The sequence below is a fragment of the Bradyrhizobium sp. S3.7.6 genome (genome assembly GCF_054061875.1).
Map to the genome: position 1 here is coordinate 8,008,265 of NZ_JBSSEQ010000001.1, position 20,427 is coordinate 8,028,691.

Annotated in this window: 14 protein-coding genes; 7 read left to right on the plus strand and 7 right to left on the minus strand. The window is 61.5% G+C overall.

The features are described 5' to 3' along the window. Positions 1-147: 147 nt before the first annotated feature. The 4 genes from ACVJ5M_RS38700 to ACVJ5M_RS38715 all read left to right on the plus strand — a co-directional run bounded on the left by ACVJ5M_RS38700 (position 148) and on the right by ACVJ5M_RS38715 (position 5,401). On the plus strand, positions 148-1,440 hold the full coding sequence (locus ACVJ5M_RS38700) for a glycoside hydrolase 5 family protein (protein ID WP_063979727.1): 1,293 nt from the start codon (positions 148-150) through the stop codon (positions 1,438-1,440). Beyond that, positions 1,323-2,669: a glycosyltransferase family 4 protein gene (locus ACVJ5M_RS38705; protein ID WP_245328409.1), complete on the plus strand. Its 1,347-nt coding sequence runs from the start codon at positions 1,323-1,325 to the stop codon at positions 2,667-2,669. The genes ACVJ5M_RS38700 and ACVJ5M_RS38705 overlap by 118 nt, the downstream gene beginning before the upstream one ends. A gap of 57 nt (positions 2,670-2,726) precedes the next feature. After that, entirely contained in the window at positions 2,727-3,938 is a 1,212-nt protein-coding gene (locus ACVJ5M_RS38710) for a glycosyltransferase family 4 protein (RefSeq protein WP_166350071.1), read from the plus strand. A 71-nt stretch (positions 3,939-4,009) separates the two neighbouring features. Next, entirely contained in the window at positions 4,010-5,401 is a 1,392-nt protein-coding gene (locus tag ACVJ5M_RS38715) for a hypothetical protein (protein WP_063979723.1), read from the plus strand. A 2-nt stretch (positions 5,402-5,403) separates the two neighbouring features. On the opposite strand, the gene ACVJ5M_RS38720 is transcribed toward ACVJ5M_RS38715, so the two are convergent. Continuing rightward, complete coding sequence (locus ACVJ5M_RS38720) at positions 5,404-6,627, minus strand: glycosyltransferase family 4 protein (RefSeq protein WP_283018488.1); 1,224 nt, start codon at positions 6,625-6,627, stop codon at positions 5,404-5,406. Between the two features lie 965 nt (positions 6,628-7,592). Here ACVJ5M_RS38720 and ACVJ5M_RS38725 point away from each other — a divergent pair. After that, positions 7,593-10,835, plus strand: a complete 3,243-nt coding sequence (locus ACVJ5M_RS38725; protein WP_456679605.1) for an RHS repeat protein — start codon at positions 7,593-7,595, stop codon at positions 10,833-10,835. Between the two features lie 121 nt (positions 10,836-10,956). Beyond that, complete coding sequence (locus tag ACVJ5M_RS38730; protein ID WP_456679606.1) at positions 10,957-11,955, plus strand: hypothetical protein; 999 nt, start codon at positions 10,957-10,959, stop codon at positions 11,953-11,955. Between the two features lie 60 nt (positions 11,956-12,015). Here the strand turns inward: ACVJ5M_RS38730 and ACVJ5M_RS38735 are convergent, their stop codons facing one another. The 6 genes from ACVJ5M_RS38735 to ACVJ5M_RS38760 all read right to left on the minus strand — a co-directional run bounded on the left by ACVJ5M_RS38735 (position 12,016) and on the right by ACVJ5M_RS38760 (position 18,657). Continuing rightward, entirely contained in the window at positions 12,016-12,753 is a 738-nt protein-coding gene (locus ACVJ5M_RS38735; RefSeq protein WP_063985219.1) for a class I SAM-dependent methyltransferase, read from the minus strand. A gap of 128 nt (positions 12,754-12,881) precedes the next feature. After that, positions 12,882-13,451 carry a serine O-acetyltransferase gene (locus tag ACVJ5M_RS38740; RefSeq protein ID WP_354095951.1) on the minus strand — a complete coding sequence of 190 codons (570 nt, stop codon included), beginning with the start codon at positions 13,449-13,451 and terminating at the stop codon, positions 12,882-12,884. A gap of 13 nt (positions 13,452-13,464) precedes the next feature. Continuing rightward, entirely contained in the window at positions 13,465-14,919 is a 1,455-nt protein-coding gene (locus ACVJ5M_RS38745) for a lipopolysaccharide biosynthesis protein (protein ID WP_063985221.1), read from the minus strand. A gap of 48 nt (positions 14,920-14,967) precedes the next feature. Then, positions 14,968-16,020, minus strand: a complete 1,053-nt coding sequence (locus ACVJ5M_RS38750) for an acyltransferase family protein (protein WP_063985222.1) — start codon at positions 16,018-16,020, stop codon at positions 14,968-14,970. Between the two features lie 88 nt (positions 16,021-16,108). Next, complete coding sequence (locus ACVJ5M_RS38755; protein WP_028152415.1) at positions 16,109-17,461, minus strand: hypothetical protein; 1,353 nt, start codon at positions 17,459-17,461, stop codon at positions 16,109-16,111. A 5-nt stretch (positions 17,462-17,466) separates the two neighbouring features. Further along, on the minus strand, positions 17,467-18,657 hold the full coding sequence (locus tag ACVJ5M_RS38760; protein WP_354099737.1) for an acyltransferase family protein: 1,191 nt from the start codon (positions 18,655-18,657) through the stop codon (positions 17,467-17,469). Between the two features lie 348 nt (positions 18,658-19,005). Here ACVJ5M_RS38760 and ACVJ5M_RS38765 point away from each other — a divergent pair, with 348 nt between their 5' ends. Further along, positions 19,006-20,406, plus strand: coding sequence for an O-antigen ligase family protein (locus tag ACVJ5M_RS38765; RefSeq protein WP_354099738.1), 1,401 nt, complete (start codon positions 19,006-19,008; stop codon positions 20,404-20,406). Positions 20,407-20,427: the final 21 nt, after the last annotated feature.

Here is a 20,427-nt window from a genome sequence, read left to right on the forward strand (position 1 = left end):
GCTCAATGACGAGCGTGCAGACAAGGCGGCCCTACCCCATTGGGGCCACTGAAGAGTATTAGCCTTGTCGGGTTGACGCGAGCAGGAGTGGACACGAGCGTGACCGAGCAAAACAGGAAACGCGCCCTGCGTCGTTTCCGGATGTTGATGTGCGGGCTCTGCGTCGCGGCCGGCCTCTCATATCCTGCAGACGCACAGAACGCGCAGCCGCTCGATCAGCGCTTCCTGCTGGGCGTCGGCACGCACCAGGGCCTCGGCGGCGTCACCAGCGCCCGCGGCTATGTGCCCGCGACCGCCATCAAGCAGATGAAGGAGCTGGGGGTCACCTCGTTCCGCGACGACTTCCCTTGGTCGGATTTCGAGCTGCCCGGCAAGCGGCTCGGCTTCAATGCCCTGAACGGCCGCCTCGAGACCCAGATCAGGTCCGGCGTCGGAATCCCGCTGCTCATTCTCGGGACCGGCCATCATCTCGTCCCGAATTCCGATCCGCCGACGACCGACGAAGCGCGCCAAAGATTCGTCACCTATGCCGCGGCAGCCGCGCAAGCGGTCGCATCGCGGCAGCCGATCTTCGAGTTGTGGAACGAGTACAATCTCAGAGCGCGCGCGGAGCCGCTGTTCACCGTCGAAAATTATGTGACGCTCGCCCGATCGGTGCAGCCCGCGGTCAAGCAGGCGGTGCCGTCCGCGCCTTTCGTGGTCGGAGCGCTGGGCGACGATCCCGGCTGGAAATGGACCGACGCCCTGCTGAAGACCGACCTGCTTCGTATCGCGGACGGGATGTCCATTCACATCTACAACCATTGCCTGTCACCGGCCGGGCGGACCGCAGCCGAGGCGATCGAACGGCTGCAAAATCTTCATCAACGCGTCGCACAGGCGACCGGCAATCCCGACTATCCGATCTATCTGACCGAAACGGGCTGGCCGACACCAAGCGCGAAATGCGGCGTGACCGAGCAGCTTGCCGCCGACAACATGGCGCAGATCATCCTCTGGGCCTCGACCGCCGGTCCCTGGCTCAAGGGGATATGGCTCTACGAGCTGAAGGACAGTGGGACGAAGCCTGGTGAACTGGAGGACAATTTCGGCATTTATCATTTCGACAATTCGCCGAAGCCTGCCGTGTGTTCCATTCGCGAAAGCTGGGCCTTCATCCGCACCAGCTTGAAGGCAACGCGAACCACGCCGGCGCCCGGCGTCGTGCAGATTCGCAGTGACAGTGGATCGGAAACGAAACTCGCGCTTTGGTCGGAGACTGCGTCGAAGCGCTTCGAAGTTCGATTAAAAAATGCGGAACCGAATGCCGAGATCAGATATGTATGTCAGCAAGCGCCGGGCCCTGCCGCCGGCGCCTGGACGGCGTTATCGACAACGCCGTTGCTTGTCAGCGTCAAGGGCACGGCCGTGCCGGATTTCGAGATCCGGCCATCGAACTGACGCTGCGGCGGGCTGCTAATCCGAGGCTATCCTTGAAAATACTGATCGTTAACACGCTCTATCCGCCCGAGATCATCGGGGGCGCCGAAGTGTCTGTGTCGCTGCTCGCGGAGGCGTTCGTCCAGCGCGGCCATCAGGTGTCGGTGGTCTGCCTTCAGAAGAAGCAGGAACGCACGATCGACGAACTCAAGGGCGTGCGCGTATACCGCGTGCCGATAGACAACGATTACTGGCCGTTCGGCAACGACAGGAAGCCCTCCTCGGTCCAGCGCCTGAAGTGGCATCTCAAGGACACATGGAATCGCAAATCCGCGGCGCGGTTCGCCGAAATTCTCGAGATCGAGAAGCCCGACGTCGTCCACACCAACAACCTCACGGGCTTCTCGGTCTCGCTGTGGTCGGAAGCCAGGCGGCGCAGCATCAGGATCGTGCACACCCTGCGCGACTATTCCCTGCTCTGCAAACGCTCGACGCTGTTTCGGGGCGATGCGACATGCGCGCAGCGCTGCACCGTCTGCGCCGCCATGACGTCGCCTTATCTGCTGGCCTCGCGTATGGTCGATGCGGTGGTCTCGAACAGCCAATTCGTGCTCGACCAGCACACCAGGCTGAAATATTTCCCCGGCACCGATGGCCGCGTCATCTTCAACATCGCCGATCCAAGCTCCGTGGTGCCGTCACCAGCTTCGAGCTCGGATGATCTGATATTCGGGTTCATCGGGCGGCTCGAGGCTGAAAAAGGTATCGAGGTAGTCCTCAAGGCGGCCGAGCAGCTTCCCGACGAGGGCTGGCAACTGAAAATCGCAGGAAAAGGGCTTGAGGATTACGTGCGGGGGCTAAAAAGCCGCAGCGGAAAGAAGATCGAATGGCTTGGCTTTGCCAAGGCAGCTGAATTCTATGCCAGCATCGACGTCTGCCTGGTGAGTTCGGTCTGGCCGGAGCCGCTGCCGCGCACGTTGATCGAAAGCATCAACGCCGGCCGGGCGACGATTTGCTCGACGGCCGGTGGGATTCCCGAGATCGCGGGGTTTTCCAATATGGTTGGGTCCTACGAGCCCAGCGATCATAGGCGACTGGGAGAATTGATGCTGAAGGCCGTCAACGAAAGGTCACACTGGAAAGTCTCCCGGCCTCCGCAGCCAGGATTCGCCGAGAGGTTTTCGGCGGATTCAGTGACAGGACAATATTTGGACGTCTATTTGAACAACAATCGAACCAACCGGCAATAAGCCGAAACGGAGATTTCAGCAAAGCCATTTGGCAGGATAGCTGGACAGACCTTTTCGATGAAGATCCTTATCACGTCATCCCTCTATCCAACGCCATTGGCACCGAAGGTGGTCGGGGGCGCGGAAACGTTCGTCCGCCGCCTCGCCGAGACCCTGGTCGGGCAGAACGACGGCGTGGAAGTGATACGTGCCGCGTCCGCATCGAACCAGCAGATGGAGACCTGCAACGGCATCGACGTGTATTCGGCGCCCGTACACAACATCTATTTCCCTTTCGCCAAGCAGCACAGTTCGCCGGTGCGCGGCATCTGGCACGCGATCGAGGACTGGCAGACAATGTCGGAGCTCGTTGCGGCGCGCATCAAGGCCTTCAAGCCTGACATCCTGCACTCGAACAATCTCTCCGGCCTGACGACCGCGGTGTGGCGGACCGCCGCCGAGCTCGGCATTCCGGTCCTGCACACGCTTCACGACTATTATCTCACCTGCCCGCGCTGCTCGCGCTTCTCGGACGGACATGCCTGCGAATCGAGCTGCATGAGCTGTCAGATCCTGACCCTTCGCCGTCGCGGGGCGACGCGACATCTGGATGCCGTCGTCGGCGTCAGCCAGCGCATTCTCGACATCCATACCCAGCTCGGCCTGTTCACGCAGACACCGCTGAAGATCGTCATTCGAAACGCCTCGACCGCCGACGTCGGCAACGCAGACACCGCGATGGTCGACGGCACCGTCACGTTCGGCTTCATCGGACGCCTGACCGAAGAGAAGGGCATCTACAATCTCGTGCGCGCCATCGCGACGATTCCGCCTGACCGGTTTCGGCTCGTCATCGCAGGCCACACAACCGAGAGCCAGCAGAAGCAGCTCAAGGCGCTCGCTCCGAATGCACGGATCGAATTTCTCGGCTTCGTACAGCCGAAGCAGTTTTACGAACAGGTGAACGTGGTGGTCGTCCCCTCGGTCTGGGAAGATCCCTGCCCGCTCGTCGTCGCCGACGCGCAGGCCGCCTGCAAACCCCTGCTCGGCACGCCGTTCGGCGGCATTCAGGAGGCGATCAAGCCTGGCGTGACCGGCTGGCTGACGTCGCCCGATCCCGCCTCGATCGCCAAGAGCATTTCGGCGATCATCGAAGCGCCGCAGCAGATCGTGGAGATGAGCGAGCGATTGAAGTCCGGCATCGACAAATGGGTTTTTGACGACGTCGTCGCCGGCTATCGCAACGTCTACGACGAGCTCACGCGCGGCCGCGGCACGCCTCGCACATAGCCGAAGCTGACGCAGATGCCGCCAATGGCCCTCAACCATCCCGCCATGTTCTTTCTCACGCATTGCCAGACATGATCAGCCTGCTCGCATTCGGCAGCTATATCTACCAGAGTGCGTCCGCGATCATTCTGATCTTCGCCGTCAGCCATATCCTCTCGCCGGCCCAGTACACCTCGTTCTCGCTGGCGCTGGCGACGAGCCAGTTGTTCTGCGTCTTCGTGTTCGAATGGCTGCAACTGGCCGGCGTTCGTTTCCTCGCCGCAGCTTCCGGAGAAGAGGCCGCGCGCCTGCGGTTCTCGCTGTTCAGCGCCGGGCTGCTCAGCGCGCTGGTGCTGCTGCTCGTCGGCGGCGTGGCGGGACTGCTGGGCACGCTCGAGACGAGCGTCGTCGCCCTCGCGCTGGCGATGGCCGTGCTGCAAGGCGCCACCGACCTCTATTTCATGATCGTCCGCGTGTCCGACCGGCTGGGGACCGCGTCCGTCCTCCTGATCCTGCGTGCCAGCGTGCTTCTGGCCGGCGCCGTCGCCGGCGCGCTGCTCCACGGCACGGCTGCAGCGACGCTGTGCGGCATGGCCGCGAGCTACGGCGCGGTGCTTCTCCTGAGCCTGGTCGTGCATCGCACCTCGCTACGGCGCGCGTCGCGGCACGCCATGCTAACCGATTGGGGCAATTTCTGCCGCTACGGCATCATGGCTGCGGCCGCCTCCGTCATTCATCTCTCCGTACCCGTCACCTTGCGCCTGATCGTGATCGCCACGCTCGGCCGGGCGTCGACCGGAGCGGCCGGCTTCTCGATGGCGATCGACCTTCTGCAACGACCGTTCTCGGTCCTGGTGGCCGCCATTCACACCGTCTGCTATCCCAATGTCGTGGTCCAGTTCGAGCGCGGCGTCGACGGCGAAGCGCGCAAGGCCACCGCCCGCATGCTCGAATTCATCCTCTGCGCGACGATCGTGATGCTGGGCGGGCTGATCGGCCTCCTGCCCGACGCGGCGCATCTGTTCGTGCCCGCCGATCTGCTGGTCGATTTCCTCAACGCGGCGCCGGTCGCGGCGATCTTCTACTTCCTCCACACCCACCTTCAGGCCACGCTCGCGATCGTGCCACATCTGACCAAATCGGCGACGAGGCTGGTGGTCGTCGCCGCGTGCCAGCTGCTGCTGGTGTCGGCGGCGTCCTCGATCGGCGCGTTGTTGCACATATCGGTGGCGGGACAGATCGCGAGCGCGGCCTTGGCCACCGCCCTCATCATCCTCTTCGCCAGCGGTCCGCTGATCCGGTTCAGGGCGGCGCCAAAGGTGTTGCTGATCCTGGAAGCGACCGTCGCGGCCGCCGCGATCGCGATGCTCGCGGCAGCTCCGTCGGACTCCCTGACCTGGCTCGCGGGAAAGATCGTCTTTGCCGGCCTCGCCGTCGTTCTGGTGACGTGGCGAGGCGATCTGCTGGCCTCGGCACGCAGTTAAGATCAGGCCTTCACCGCGTGAGCCAGCGCGTTGCCGCTGGTATCGCCGGTCAAACCGTAGATCCTGAGAGTCTCGTCGACCATCGGCCCGACACCGAAATATTGTTGGGCGCGCGCAAGAGCATTGCGCGACAGCGCGGCGCGCATCGCGGGGTCGGCCACCTTCTCGAGCGCACCGACGAGCGCGTCGACGTCCTCGAACGGCACGATGAAGCCGGTCTGGCCCTGGATGATCTGATCAGTCGCGCCGCCCGCCGGAGTCCGGACCGGAACGAGGCCCGTCGCCATGGCCTCGGCAACGCCGAGCGGAAATCCCTCGAACCGGCTCGGCAGCGCGAACACGTCGGCGGCCCAGAGAATTTCGCGGACGTCGCCCATGAAACCGAGGAACTTGAAGGTGTCCTTGTCCTTCTCGCCGGCGAAAGCGAACGACTTGATTTCCTTCTCGCGCTCGGCTCCGCCGCTGCCGACAAAGTAGCATTTGATGTCGATCGGCGGAGAACTGGCGCCGTCGCGGATCTTGCGCGCCGCCTTGATGAGGAGGTCGTGACCCTTCACCCAGGCGAGACGGGCCGCCAACAGGCACATGAACTCACCGTCGCCAACGCCGAATTTCGCGCGCGCATCGCGGCGCTCGGCATCCGAGGGCGGGCGGAAATGAACCGTGTCGACGCCGCCATAGACCTTGGCGATCCGGTTCTTGCCGAACAGCACGTAGCGGCGCAGATGCCGGAGCGATTCCTCCGACATCAGAATGAGGGTGTGGGGAAAGAAGAGGTTGAAGAACAGGACCTGGACCGGGCTGAAGGTCGATTGCGGCGCATTCTGCACCTTCTCGATGTTCCCGAGCACCGAGGGATGATAGGTCGCAACACAGCGCGCGCCGGTGAGCAGCGCGAGCAGCCTGCCCCACATCAGCATGCCCAGCCCGTGGACGTTGATCACCGTGATGTTGTTCTTCCGGATCAGCTTCAACAGCTGCATGAAGATCGACAGCGAGGGCAACTTCCGAAGTCCCGGAATGACGTGCCATTCCTTGACGGCCGCCGCCAGCTTCTGACGCTTGTATTCAGACTTGTCGTCCGAGCGCACGGCACCGGAGACCAGGTGGATCTGCACGCCCCGGCCATGCAATCCCGTGGCCAGGGTCTCGCAATAGGATGCAATCCCGTCATTGCAATTCACGACCTCAACCAGAAACATGACATTCGGGGCGGGATCTTGCATGGGAATGGCCTTACTCCGTTCAATCGACGACATTTCGGTCAGTGCTTAGCGGCAAATTCCATGCCGTGCCAGCGGTTTGCCCGCAACAGCATTGCGCGCCTAACATATTGACGTTGCGGATCTGCGACACTCCGCCCCGGCACTGCAGACGACGTCCGAAGTCCGCTTCTCGGGTTCGCACCTTCCGCCGGAAGTCGGCGTTCCCTTCAAATTCCGCAAGCAACGCCCGGTTGAAACGTCCCCCGGCCCCTTGCCCGCCGGGTCCGCGACCGATTGTCCCGCCGTCAACGCACCGATCGCCGCACCTCGTGCACACAGATTGGACCTCTCATCTGGTCGGCGTCGTTCGTTCGACTGGCCCTGCACATCAACGAGGCGTTTCTTCATCGGCCAAAGACAGACTCGATATCCTTCTGCATTGACGTCGACACGATGTCGCAGCGACCAGGAGAGAAAACAAAACTCCGGTGGCGAGTTCCATAGATTTACTTTCTCGCTTCCCGACTGCACGCGGGAAAATTTGGAAGCGCGCTGCAAGCCTTCAACGCCCGAACAACTGTCACATTCGAAGTTCGATCGATATTTTTTGCGGTCGTGACTCGCAGGCAACTCGATCCGCCCACGCCACAGGCTTAACGGCGCTTAACACAACAGATTCGAAGCAAGGCTGCTCGCGCGACAAGCAAATGCGTTTCGATTAGGCACCGGCACAACATCGATCGAACATCGTCGTTGCATCGCCATTCGAACGTCACGCTGCAAGCACATTGCCGTGGTCTTCATCGATCAATCTCAGTCCACGCAGATTCGTGCGCTGTGGGCGTCGCGCAGGAAGCGTCGGTGAGAAAATCTCCGGGTGCTTCCATTTTTACCGATCTCACCAACTCGAAAAACAGAGATTGGCCGATACGACAGACGCAGGCGGCACCGAACTCTCGCGTTTCAGAAAAGGCTCCGAAATACCGATGACTACCGCATCACCAGATCAGACGATCCTGTCGGCGAGCACCTTTGTCAGTTCCATCGGCGTCAATGTTCACGTTGGATATTCCTGGGGCGCCTACGACAACCTCGCCCTCGTCGAGGACAATCTCAAATATCTCGGGGTGACGAAACTGCGGGGCGGACTCGCCACGAGCCCGGAAGCGCAACCGATCGTCGAGGGACTTGCGAAGGACGGTTACAAATTCGACCTCGTGGTTCCGTCGGGCGTTCCGGCCGGCGGCGCGGCTGCGCTCCAGTCTTATTTGGAATCCGTCAAGGAGTTCGCGGCCAGCCATCCCGGCAGCGTCATCGCGCTGGAAGGCCTCAACGAGGTCAACATCCAGGGCTTCAGCTATAATGGGAGCTCGAGCGTCTCGGCCGCAGCGCAGTTCCAGGCTGTCTATTACAGCGCCATCAAGGCGGACGCCGCGCTCAAGGACATCCCCGTCTACAATTTGTCGATCGGCTATAATGACTCGGCCGACTACGCCAATCTCGGAAACATGTCGGGATCGACCGACTACGCCAACTCTCACGCCTATGTCAGCACCGGCCTGACACCCGAAACCGCCCTCGAGCAATTGCTCGGTAACGCCACGTCGGTCACCGGCGGCAAACCGGTCGTGATCACCGAGACCGGCTATACGACCAAGAGCGATACCCCGTATGTCGGCGCCAGCGAGAACGTACAGGCGAAATCGATCCTGAACACGCTGGTCGATGCCTACAAGGACGGCGTCAGCACCACCTATCTCTATCAACTGCTCGACGCCTCGGCGAGCAACGACCCTACGGATCCCGAATCGCACTGGGGCCTGTTCAACGCCGACGGAACCCCGAAGCTCGCGGCGACCGCGGTCCACAATCTGACGACGATCCTGGCCGACGACGGCAAGGGCGGCCACACGCCGACTGCCTCGCTGAACTATACGCTCGACAACATGCCGGCGAGCGGGAACAGCATGGTTCTCGGCAAGAGCAACGGCGCCTATGAGCTCGTGGTCTGGGCGGAACCCAAGGTCTGGAACGACGCCACCGACACCGAGATCGCGAATCCGACGATATCGGTTACCGTCAACCTGGGCAGCGTCCACCACCTGATCAACGTCTATGACCCGCTAAAGGGCAGCTCGCCGATCGCGACCTACACCGATGTCAGCCAGATCGTGGTTCCGATCACGGACCACCCGCTCATCATCGAGATCGACGCTCCCGCAGGAGGCGGCACTGCACCGCCCGCCGTGACCGACGTCAGCGGAACCGCCGCCGACATCGTATCGCAGATGTCCGACCTGAACGCCTCGGGTTCGCTTAAGACCATCACGCTCACCGACACCCACGTGCTTCCGGTCGCTTCCAATGCCACCATGGAGTACATGATCTCGCATTACGGGAAGGCGCTCGCAGCCATCCAGGGCGGCTACCAGTTCTCCGTCACCAACTCGACCGACACCTGGAGCGTGACCAGGGTCTACGACTCCTCCGCAAAGCTTCTGTCGACCAGCACGTCCAACTTCACCGACGGCGTCATCACCAGCAAGGTGACGCTCAATACCGACGGCTCGTCGGAGAACATCGCCTATACCGGCGGCAAGATGGTGCGTGACGTCACCGTCTCGGCGATCGGCGACAAGGACACCAAGACCTACGATACGAGCGGCAATCTCACCGCGGATCTCGTTCAGAACAAGGACGGCTCGTCCTCGAATACGCTCTATTCGAACGGCGTCAAGACCAAGGTCTACGTCACCAATGCCGACCGCACCCACGACAACTACTATTACAACATCACCGGTCAGTCCTATACCACCGAGCACGACCAGCTCGACGCGGGCGGGAGGCTTCTATCAGTCGTCCGGATGCATGCCGACGGCTCGATGGCCTACAGCCAGGTCTACAACAGCGACGGCAGCAAGGTTACGACCCAGTACGACGCCACGGGCCACAAGACCTCTGTCGTCACCGTGACATCGACGGCGACCAGCACCGATTTCTACACCACAGCCGGCGTTCTCAAGCAGACCGTCGTGCAGACGACCTCCGGCAACGTGACCACCACGAACTACAATGGTTCGCTGCTGGTGTCCGTCTACGTCGTCAACGCCGACGGCTCGAAGGACTCCAAGCTGTACGACGCCAAGGGCGTCATCGCGAGCGACGTGGTCCAGAACGCGGACGGCTCGTCGTCGACCACGCTCTATACGGCAGGCGTCAAGACCAAGGCCTACGTCACCAACGCGGACGGCAGCCGCGATAACTATTATTTCAACATCACCGGCCAGTCCTATACCGGCGAGCACGATCACCTCGACGCGAGCGGCAAGCTGCTGTCGGTCAGCCGCACCCATGCGGACGGCACCATGGCCTACAGCCAGGTGTTCAACAGCGACGGCAGCAAGGTCACGACCCAGTACGACTCGACCGGCCACAAGACCTCGGCCGTCACCATAACGTCGACGGCCACCACGACCAATTTCTATACCACCGCGGGCGCGCTCAAGCAGCAGGTCGTGCAGACGACCTCCGGCAACGTGACCACGACCAACTACAACGGCTCGCTGCTGGCGTCGGTCTACGTGGTCAACGCCGACGGGTCGAAGGAATCGAAGCTTTACGATTCCAACGGCCTCATCGCGAGCGACCTGATCCAGAACAAGGACGGCTCGTCCTCGAACACGCTCTACACGGCCGGCGTCAAGACCAAGGTCTATGGCACCAATGCCGACGGCAGCCACGACAACTACTATTACAACATCACCGGCCAGTCCTATACCAACGAGCACGACCACATCGATCCGAGCGGAAAGCTGCTTCTGGTCAGCCGTACCCATGCCGACGGCTCGATGGCCTATAGCCAGGTGGTCAACAGCGACGGCAGCAAGGTCACGACCCAGTACGATTCCACAGGCCACAAGATCTCGGTCATCACCGTCACGTCGTCGGGCACGACGACCGACATCTACGATGCATCGACCGGCGCATTGAAGCAGGAGATCTCCAAGACGAACTCCGGCGACACCACAACGACGAACTACAACGGCGCCAAGCTGGCGTCGGTCTACGTGGTCAACGCCGACGGGTCAAAGGACACCAAGCTGTACGATTCCAGCGGGGATCATCGCCAGCGACCTGGTCCAGAACAAGGACGGTTCGTCCTCGAACACGGTCTACTCCGCCGGCGTCAAGACGAAGCTCTATGTCACCCATGCCGACGGCAGCCATGACAACACCTTCTACAACATCACGGGCCAGAGCTATACGACCGAGATCCAACACCTCACCGCCGCCGGCGCGCTTACGGCCCTGACCCGCCTTCATGCCGATGATTCGCTTGCCTACAAGCAGGTGATCAATAGCGACGGCAGCAAGGTCACCGACCTCTACGACAGCACCGGCCACAAGATGAGCGAGATCTTGAATGCCGCCGATGGATCGACCACGACGGACACGTACAATTCGTCGGGAGCTCTGGTCCAGGACGTTCACAAGACGGCGGGCGGCGACGTGACGACGACAAACTACGCGAACGGATTGAACTCGTCGATCTACGTCGTCAACGCCGACGGTTCCAAGGAAACGAAGCTGTTCGACGGCAGCGGCAGCCTCACCAGCGACTACGTGCTGAACAAGGACGGCTCCAACTCGACCACCGTGTTCACGTCGGGCGTCAAGACCGCGGTCTACGCCAATAACGCCGACGGCTCGCACGACAACACGATCTACAACATCACCGGCAAGAGCTACGTCACGGAGCAGCAGCACATCGACGCTGCGGGCAAGATGACCTCGATCATCCGTTCGCACGCGGACGGCACGCTCGACTACACGCAAGTGGTCAAGTCGGACGGCAGCAAAATCTCCGACGTCTACGACAGCACCGGGGTCAAGACGACCGAAACCATCAACAACGCCGATGGAACATCCGACGTCTTCAAGTTCAAGGTCGCCGGCCTGCCGGGCGCCGTCGAGCACGACAGCTACAATACCAGCGGCTCGCTGCTCTCGATCGACGTCCTCAACACCGATGGGACCCACGCCGTCACGGCGGTGACTGCGGGACTGACACTGGCGGGCGGCAGTGGCAACGATATCTTCTCCGCGGCGCCGGGCACGACCACCGTCATGTTCGACGGCGGCAACGACCAGATCAAGAGCTTCCACGCCGGAACCGCGGCGAACCACGACACGATCGAAATCCTGAAATCACTGGTGGCCGACTACAGCCACCTGCAGATTTCGCAATCAGGGTCCGACACGCTGATCCAGCTCACCTCGGCCGATTCCATCCTGTTGAAGAATGTGAATTCGACCACCCTGGATCACGGCAACTTCCTGTTCGTCTGATGCCGAACCAGCTGGCAGGTGCCCCCTGCCAGCTGAAATAGGAAGACGGGTGAAGCAACGTCAGTGCGGCCGCGCGGGTGTGGCCGCACCGATGAAGATGATATCCTCGGCCAGCAGCGGAAGCCGCCGCAGCAGCATCGACTTCAGCTTTCCGGCGCGCATGAAGGTGGCCATCTTCACCTCGACGGGCGCATAGCCGGCGTCGATTGCGACCTTGGCGATGGTGTAGGGCGTGAAGAAGAACCGGTGATCGCTGTTGATCGTCTCGACGTTCTTCAAGATGCCCTTGATGTTGCCACCCCTGAAGGCGTTCGGAACGGTGATCACGATCTGATCGACGACGTCGCCGTAATTCTCCCTGAAGCGCGACAGGAACGAGACCGGATTCGGAATGTGCTCGACGACTTCGCCAAACACGGCGATGTCGAACTTCCGGCCGGATATTGCCTCGATCTTCTGGCCGGACGTCACGTCGCCCGCGACCATGTTGTCGAGCCCGGAAATCCGCGACGCCTCCCGCACCGCATCCGCATCGATGTCGACGCCGACGGTGTATTCGGAACACTCGGTGATCAGGCCGTGCAGCCAGTCCCGGTTGTCGATCTTTCGTTTGATGAGCGGCAGATGATCACAGCATCCGACATGCAGGACTCGCTTGCCCCGACAGATGTCCACGAGGACGTCGCATCTGTATCTGACGTCGCCGTCGCCCCGATACTGCACGACGATGGTGTCTTTGAACTTCGAGCCGTCGAGATAGGGATAGACCTGCGAAAAATCGGTAATGATCGACGACATGGGCTTGCTTCCTGTGTCCGAGACGTTTCCAGACACAACTATACATGGCAAGCAATCAGAATTGTGACCGGGTTGAACCGGCGGACCAACCGCGGATCGCCGGAACCTCGCCGTCGGTTCGCGGCCGGTCAGGCGCGCAGGCGACCTGGTGCTTCGGAGCGCACGATCCGCGCAGGTGCTCCCGCGGCGACGGAATGCGGCGGGACGTCACGCGTCACGACCGCGTTGGCGGCAACGTTTGCTCCCGCACCAATCGAAGTCGGGCCAACGATCACGGCACCGGTGTAGATGACGGCGCCGTCGCCGATGGTCGGGCAACCCGGTTCATCCCAGGCACGCCGGCCGAGCGTGACGTTGTGATAAAGCATCACGGAACGACCGATCCGCGCCCCCTCGCCGATCACGACGCCGGTCGGATGCGGCAAGATCAGCCCTGGACCGATCTCCGCGAGAACCGAGATGTAGCAGCCGCGCCGCATTAGCGCCCGCACGAGCAGCCAGGTGATCTGATGTCCCCAGCGTGTCTGGAATCGCAGCATCCTGGCGATGCGCCAGGTCGTGATCACGGCAAAGCCCGGGCTCGTCAGCATGGCGACGAAAGCGGCACCAACACCGGACCTGCCGGTGTTTGCCATCAGGTCCTCGCGCCACGGAAATCCCGCCTGGGACTTGCCGCTCATTCCCTCAACTGATGACATCAAACGTTCTCTACTAACCTGCCGAGGAGACATTCGCCTGGATCGGCGGAACCGAGCCGCCGAGCAGCGACTGCATGCTGTTCCAGATACGACGCCTGAATATCACGTAGCTGCCAAGCACGATCAGCGCATAGACGGCCGTCGCCAACAGCCAATGTGACAGGCTTGCGACGTCTGCCTTCGTGGCGACGAGCGCACACAATGCGCCGAGCGCGGTGGCGACGGTGGCCGGCATCAGGGCGCCCAACAAAGAGGCATAGGAGATCGCGCAGTTGCGGGCTCCAATCATCAGCATCAGGACGCAAACGAGGATCGATACGATCAGGTACACGACCGCCACGGCCGTGAGCCCGAACGGCAACGCCACGACAAAGGCAAGGATCATGCTGGCACTGTTGGCGGTGCTCACCCAGAACTGAAGCCGGGCCTTGTTGTGAGCCAGCAGAATCGGCCCGGCATAGGCCGCAATCGACTGTGCCGCGCCTGCGGGCGCGAGGATGGCAATCAGCGGCAGGACTTCCTGCCAATGCGGCGAGAGGAACGTCGCAACGGGATATTTCAGCCCGAATGTCAGATAGATCATCGCCGGGAATGTGATCATCGCGGTCATGCCGAGCACCGCGCAGATCGCCGACCGGCGCCGTTCCTGTTCCCGTTCGCCGTTCATCCGGCTCAGGGTGGCCATCAGAACGCCGCCGCCCGGCCACGACAGGATCATCAGCGGAAGCGTCATGAACTGGAAGGCGAGACCGAACAGGCCGACCGCCGCCGCGCCCAGCTTGGCGCCGATCATGAGATTGCCGACGTTTCTCGCAGTGAAGTTGAGGACGTTCGAGGCCAGCACCCAACCGCCGAACGACAGCATCAGCGCGACGCCGCGCCATTTGAAGGACAGATGGATATGGCGCCTGGTGTTCACATAGAAGGCGACGGCGCGCACCGCCTGCATCAGGACATAGTATGCGATCAGCGCCCAGATCCCCCATCCGAGCAGGGCTCCGGCCACGCCCACCGTCGCGGAAGCTAGAGCCGCGCCGGCCTCGATCAAGGCGATGGTCTGATATTGCAGGGAGCGCTCCAGGACCGCGCGCGGCCCCATCGCGGAAATGGACAAGACGACCGAACCGGAGAGAGCAGCCAGCACGGACGGCAGCCCCTGCATGTCGACGGCAGCCCCCAGCGGTTTCGAGGCGGCGGCCAGCACCAGGGCACAACCAATCCCGATCGCGACCATCAGAGTCGTCGCCGCGCCGGCTTCCTCCCTGGTGAGCGACGTCCGCTGGATCATCGCGCTCGACAGCCCAAGGTCGGTCAGCATGGAGATGAAGGCGATGAAGGGCAGCGAAAACGCAACGAGCCCGAATTCCGTGGGCGTCACGAAATAGGTGATCAGCAGCGTGATGAGGAACTGAACGGCCGACTTCACGACGTTCACGCTCGACATCGAGAGCAGATTCTTGATGATCATGACATCTCTCGTACGTGATCCGGCTGAAACGATTGCGAAGGGATGCGCTCAGGCGACATAGCGAGCTTCACGGCGCACTCCGAACAACAGGCCCCGCAGCACCGGATCGAGCAAGCGGCGGAGTCTCACTTCGATCAGCTCGTAACTGACCGTTCCCGCTATCAGCGCGGCAATCAGGCCGAGGCCCGCGAACCCGGCCCAGAGGAGCCAGAGATTGACGCCATGCGCGGCCAGCTTCACTCCGATGACCTGCAACGGAAATAGCGCGAAAGGATGGACCAAATAGAGGCTATAGCTGATCTTTCCGAGGAACTGTAGGAATTTGCCGCTCAAAGCGGCGGCAATACCGGAGTCCGGAGCAAGGACCATTCCAAACAGCAGCGCGCCCGGCAGCAGCCCGACCAGCGGATGCGCATATTCGATCGACACGTACATCGCGATCCCGCAAAGGATGCCCGCCAGCAATCCGGGCCAGCCGACGACGCGGATTCGCAAATCGATCAGGCTGAACAACAGCCCGACCAGAAAGAACGCGGCGATCGGCCGAAAGGCAATGCCCGCGAGACCGAGCAGGATGAACGGCGCCGCCAGCAGCCAGTTCCTCCGCCGCACCAACATCACGAAGATCACCGCGAACAGAATGTAGAACGCCCATTCGTAGCTCAGTGTCCATGCATTCTGCTGGCCGATCGGCAATCCCAGCGCGTCCGGCAGGAACGCCAGATTGACGAAGAACAGCTTGAGATAGGTCGGCAGGTCGATCCCCTTGAAGAACTTGTAGCCAACCAGGGGGCCTGCCGTGAACAGGATCAGGTGCAGGATCACGAACACGGGCAGGATTCGCAGGGCGCGATCGAGAAAGAACTTCCCGACGCTGCGGTGACGCATCAGGCTCGCCGGAATCAGGAAGCCGCTGATCATGAAGAACAGCTCGACCCCGTGCCCGCCCATGTTGACCGTCGCTTCCAGCCACGGCCAGATCGGAGGCAGGAAGCCCGCCAGAAGCGGCATGTCCTGAAGATGGACGATCAGCACGGTGAGCGCGGCGACGCCGCGCAGCCCCTGGATCGCCTCCACGAAATTCTTGCTATCTGCGCTCACCGCCGCGATCCGATATCAAGACGAAGGAAAGTTGCGGACCAGAGCCCGTGCTGCGCATTGCAGCTCATTGCATGCGGCAACATCGCGATCATGCCGGCCGAGAGACCAGATCGTCGACGTCAGGCGCGAGCGGCACCGCGTCCGCGACGGTCTCGTCACGTCTCTCTCGGGCGAAGACTTCGCTGAAGGCGACGCCGAGCATGATCAGGCCGCTTGCGGGACCATAGGCCAGAACCGTGATGGTGAAGAGGTTCATGGCGACCGCGAAAGACAGCTTGTAGATGTCCCTGGTCCTTGCGACCGCGAGGATGACCATGACCATGAACAACACGAAGATCGGCCCGAACATCAGGTAGGTGCCGAGGTAGAAATTATCCACCGGAACGTAATAGCTGAGCTTGTTCGAGAACAGCAGCTGCGGATAGTTGAAGCAACCGAGGCCGCAGCCGGTGAAGAAGCCGACCGGCATGAGCTCAGCCATGTAGACGAACGGCAACTGCCAGCTGTTGTTGACGCGGTCCTGCAGGCTGAACAGGCCGCGCGACATGCTGACAAGCCCGTTGCCGGAGAACAGGGCGATCAGCACCGCAGGCACGAGGATCGACAGGAACGAAAGCAGCGCCATGCGCCGGAGCATGGGAAACTTCTCACGCTCGGGAACGAGGCGAACGATGATCAGGCAAGCGATGTAGATCACCATCACGCCGAGCGAGGTCTTGTTCGTGGTCAATTTGATGGCGTAGAGACCGATGGGCGCCCAGAACAGGCACCACAGCAGGCTCCGGCGCACCGAGCTGATCGTGAACGAAATGAACACGAAGAATGCGGCCATCGTGCTGTCGGCGGCAAGTCCGGCGAGGCGCGTCTCGGACGCCGACCACCACAGCCGCGTCGCCTGCCGCGTCGTGCCGAAAGTCTCGTAGGCATATCCCACCCAAGGCAACTGCATGCGGGACGACAATATGATCCCGACGATCGTCAGGTAGAAGATCGGGTGAAGCCACCGCAGCAGTCGATCGTAGTCGCCGAAATTGCGCCCGCAGAAACAGAAGCCGACGAACACCGGCGCGATCATCTTGAACGACGACATCATGCCGCTGAAATAGCCCAGGAACACGTATCCGAGGTAAAGCGCAAAGCAGATGTAGAACAGCGTGAGGATCGCGACGAGGTTACGTCCCATCAGGACGTAGCGCTGCACGAAGGCAAAAATGCAGACCAGCGCGAAAATGTCAGGCAGGAACCACAGCGGGCTGATCTTGAGAACGGCCAGATAATAGCGCAACGCGCCTGCGAGCGCATCGCGGTAGAAATAAAGCAAGAGCGCGATTGCCTCGAGACTGAAGAATGCACTGCCCTCCTGCTGGTGATGCCGGGGCAAGGCCACCGGATCGACCATGCGCCAGTCCGACCTCGGTAGAGCCGAAGAGCTGCTGGACATGCCCGTCACTCCGCCGCGACCACAACGGGAACGGCGCGGCGATTGAAAAGCCGAAGCACGAACCGCGACCCCGGCATCTCGACCCAGAGGTAGGTGAGGTTGGAGAGCACGAGCACGGCGGCCACGAAGACGGCGAGCAGCAGCGAGGCTGCCAGTCCGGGAAGAATGTTGTCCACGATTTGCAGGCGCTCGGTGCCCACGCCACGCGCGAAGTACTGGATGAGGACAAGTATCAGCGCATGCGTCATGTAGATCGAATAGGAGCGCTTGCCCAGCCAGACCAGCGGACGGACGGACAGCAGCCTCGGCAGGAGCCGCTCCGGAAACGCCATCAGCGAGCCCAGCAGGGCGCCGAAAACGATCGGCGCCACGAAGCTGAGCCGTTCGTCGAAGCCGACGACTGAAACCAGCACGATGGCGACGACGGCCGCGCCGATCTGGCAGGCCGACTGAACGAAGGGGCTCACTGAACGACCTTTTCCCGAGACGAAACGAAGCGTGAGCACGCCGACGAAGAAGCCCAGGAAGCATCGGGTGAAGGCGTTGGTCTGGAAGTCGAGCGTTTCATTCTTGAGCACGAAGATAATGAGAGCCGCGCCCATCACGGCCAGCACGGCGCTGAAAACATAGACGAGCTTGATGTAGCCAAGGCGCTGCGACAGGACGACGACGGCGCCAAACACGAGATAGGTGTAGAACTCCGCGCTGATGCTCCAGCTCGGGCCGTTCCAGCTCAGATAGTCGAGCACGCCCATAGCATGGAGCAAGAACACATTCGCGACAAACGAGTACACATTGTTAACCTGGAGATCCGCCGTCTCGTTGGTCGAGAAGTGCAGCAGGTCCAGTTCGGTGAGCGTGAGCCGCATCAGCCGAAACGCCAGAAAGGCGAACAGCATGACGATGTGCAGCGGATAGATGCGTGCGATACGACGCAAGGTGAACGTTCGGAAGTCGAACCCGCTGAATTCGGACTGAACATAGCTCATCGAAATCACGATGCCGCTCAACACGAAGAACAAATCGACGAAGAGCCAGGAATTGTGAAAAAACGCGACGTCGATCCAGGCGCGATGAGGTAGCGCAGCGGCGAGCGGATCCGATCCGACGAAGTGATGGACGACCACGCAGAGGGCGGCGAGGCCACGAACGCTGTCCAGCGGAACGTAGTGCGCCTTTGTTTGATGAGCTAGCACTTGATAGAGGCTCTACGATTCGACCAAAGCGAAATGCTGCGGTGCAATATAATGCCTCCACCGGGATGGTTTATTCAACTGAAAAGAGCCGCGAAGCGCCGATCTCGACCAGGACAGTGCACGACAGATGCGGCAGCAAGACGCCGGTCGGCATCTTTGCTCCGACGACATGCTCATAGACTTCAATTCAGCTTTCGCGAGGCAACGGGCATTGCGTTTGGAACAGATCAGGGCTGCACGCGCGAGCTGCGGCCTTGTTTGCAATGTTGCGAATGGCCATCAACGACCTAGCCTCGCATTAACTTGATCTCGCGCGAAGTTCTGATAGCTCCATCGCGGCTGAGTTGAATGACAGAGGGGCCTTTGGGCGCGATATCGCGATTTTTCGCCACAGCCGTGTTTGTGCTGGCGCCACTTCCGCTCGGATCCCTCGACCTCGCGTGGATTTGCTTCTGGAATTTTCTGCTCGTCTGCAGCCTGCTGACCGCCGATCTTTCGGCCGTGAGCCGTCGCAATGCCATGTTGCTCATTCCATTGGCAGTGGCGATCGCGGCGGTGGTTGTCATCGTGGCGTTGCAAACGTGGAGCGATCCGTCCAGTGAATCAGCAGCGGTCTGGGAACTGCCGCGGCGTTTTTTCGGCCTCGTGTTGCCTGACCGCCTCTCGGTCACCGCACGCGGAACGTGGCTGGCGTTCGGATCGGTCTTGCTGCTGTCGCTCGCCTTCACGCGCGCCGTGATTCTTGCAAGCGATGCGGGAGCCGCACGTTCGCTGCTACGCATACTGGCATGGGCGGGATGCCTGTATGCATTGTACGGAATTCTGGCGGAGCTGATCGCACCGGACATGGTGCTGTTCAGGCAGAAAGAAGCCTACCTGGGCTTTGCCACAGGGACCTTCGTCAATCGAAACACGGCGGCGACGTTCTGGGGCAGCTGCGCCCTGCTGTTTCTGGTGCCGCTTCTGCGCACCATGCACCGCCAGGAAGGCGGGCCGCCGGAACAACCGGATTGGCGATCGCGGCTCGAGCAAATCCTCTCCGCGCCGGTGGCGCTCGGTGCGGGATTCGCGATCTGCACGATCGCGCTTGCCATGACCGGATCGCGGGCGGGTCTGCTGCTGTCGGTTGGCACGTTCGTGCTGGCCATCATCCTTTATCTCGTGCCGCTCGAGCTCGGCAGATCGCGGAAGTGGCTGGTCCTCGGCGGCTCAGCGGCAGCAGGGCTCGTGCTCTTGCAGCTCGTAGGCGGCCTCGTGGCGGGGCGAATCGTCGAACACGGGCTGGTCGATCCGCAGCGGCTTGCTGCGTACCAGGCATCATTGGGGATCATCGCTGATCATCGGCTGCTCGGTGTCGGGCTGGGCAATTTCGAAGCTGTTTTTCCCGCCATCAGACCCGCAACGCTCGGCAGTCTCGGCATCTGGGACCGCGCTCACAGCACGTCGCTGGAAATTGCCGTCGAATTAGGCATCCCCGCCTTCGGCGTCATCGCGCTGGCCTGCCTCTGGTATCTTTACCATCTGTTTACCGGAAGCTTGCGCCGAAAACGCGACCGCTACATACCCGTGATCGGCGCCAGCGTCGCTGTATTGGGAGTTGCACATAGCTGCATCGATTTCTCGTTGCAGATACCCGGTTACGGCGTGTTTTTCGCAGCCATCGTCGGGTGCGGCCTCGCGCAATCGCTACCATCACAGATGCGAAAAGAACGTGGCAAATCCGTGCAAGTCGAGCTAAAGTCAAATTAATTGAAGTTTAAAGCCAAATTG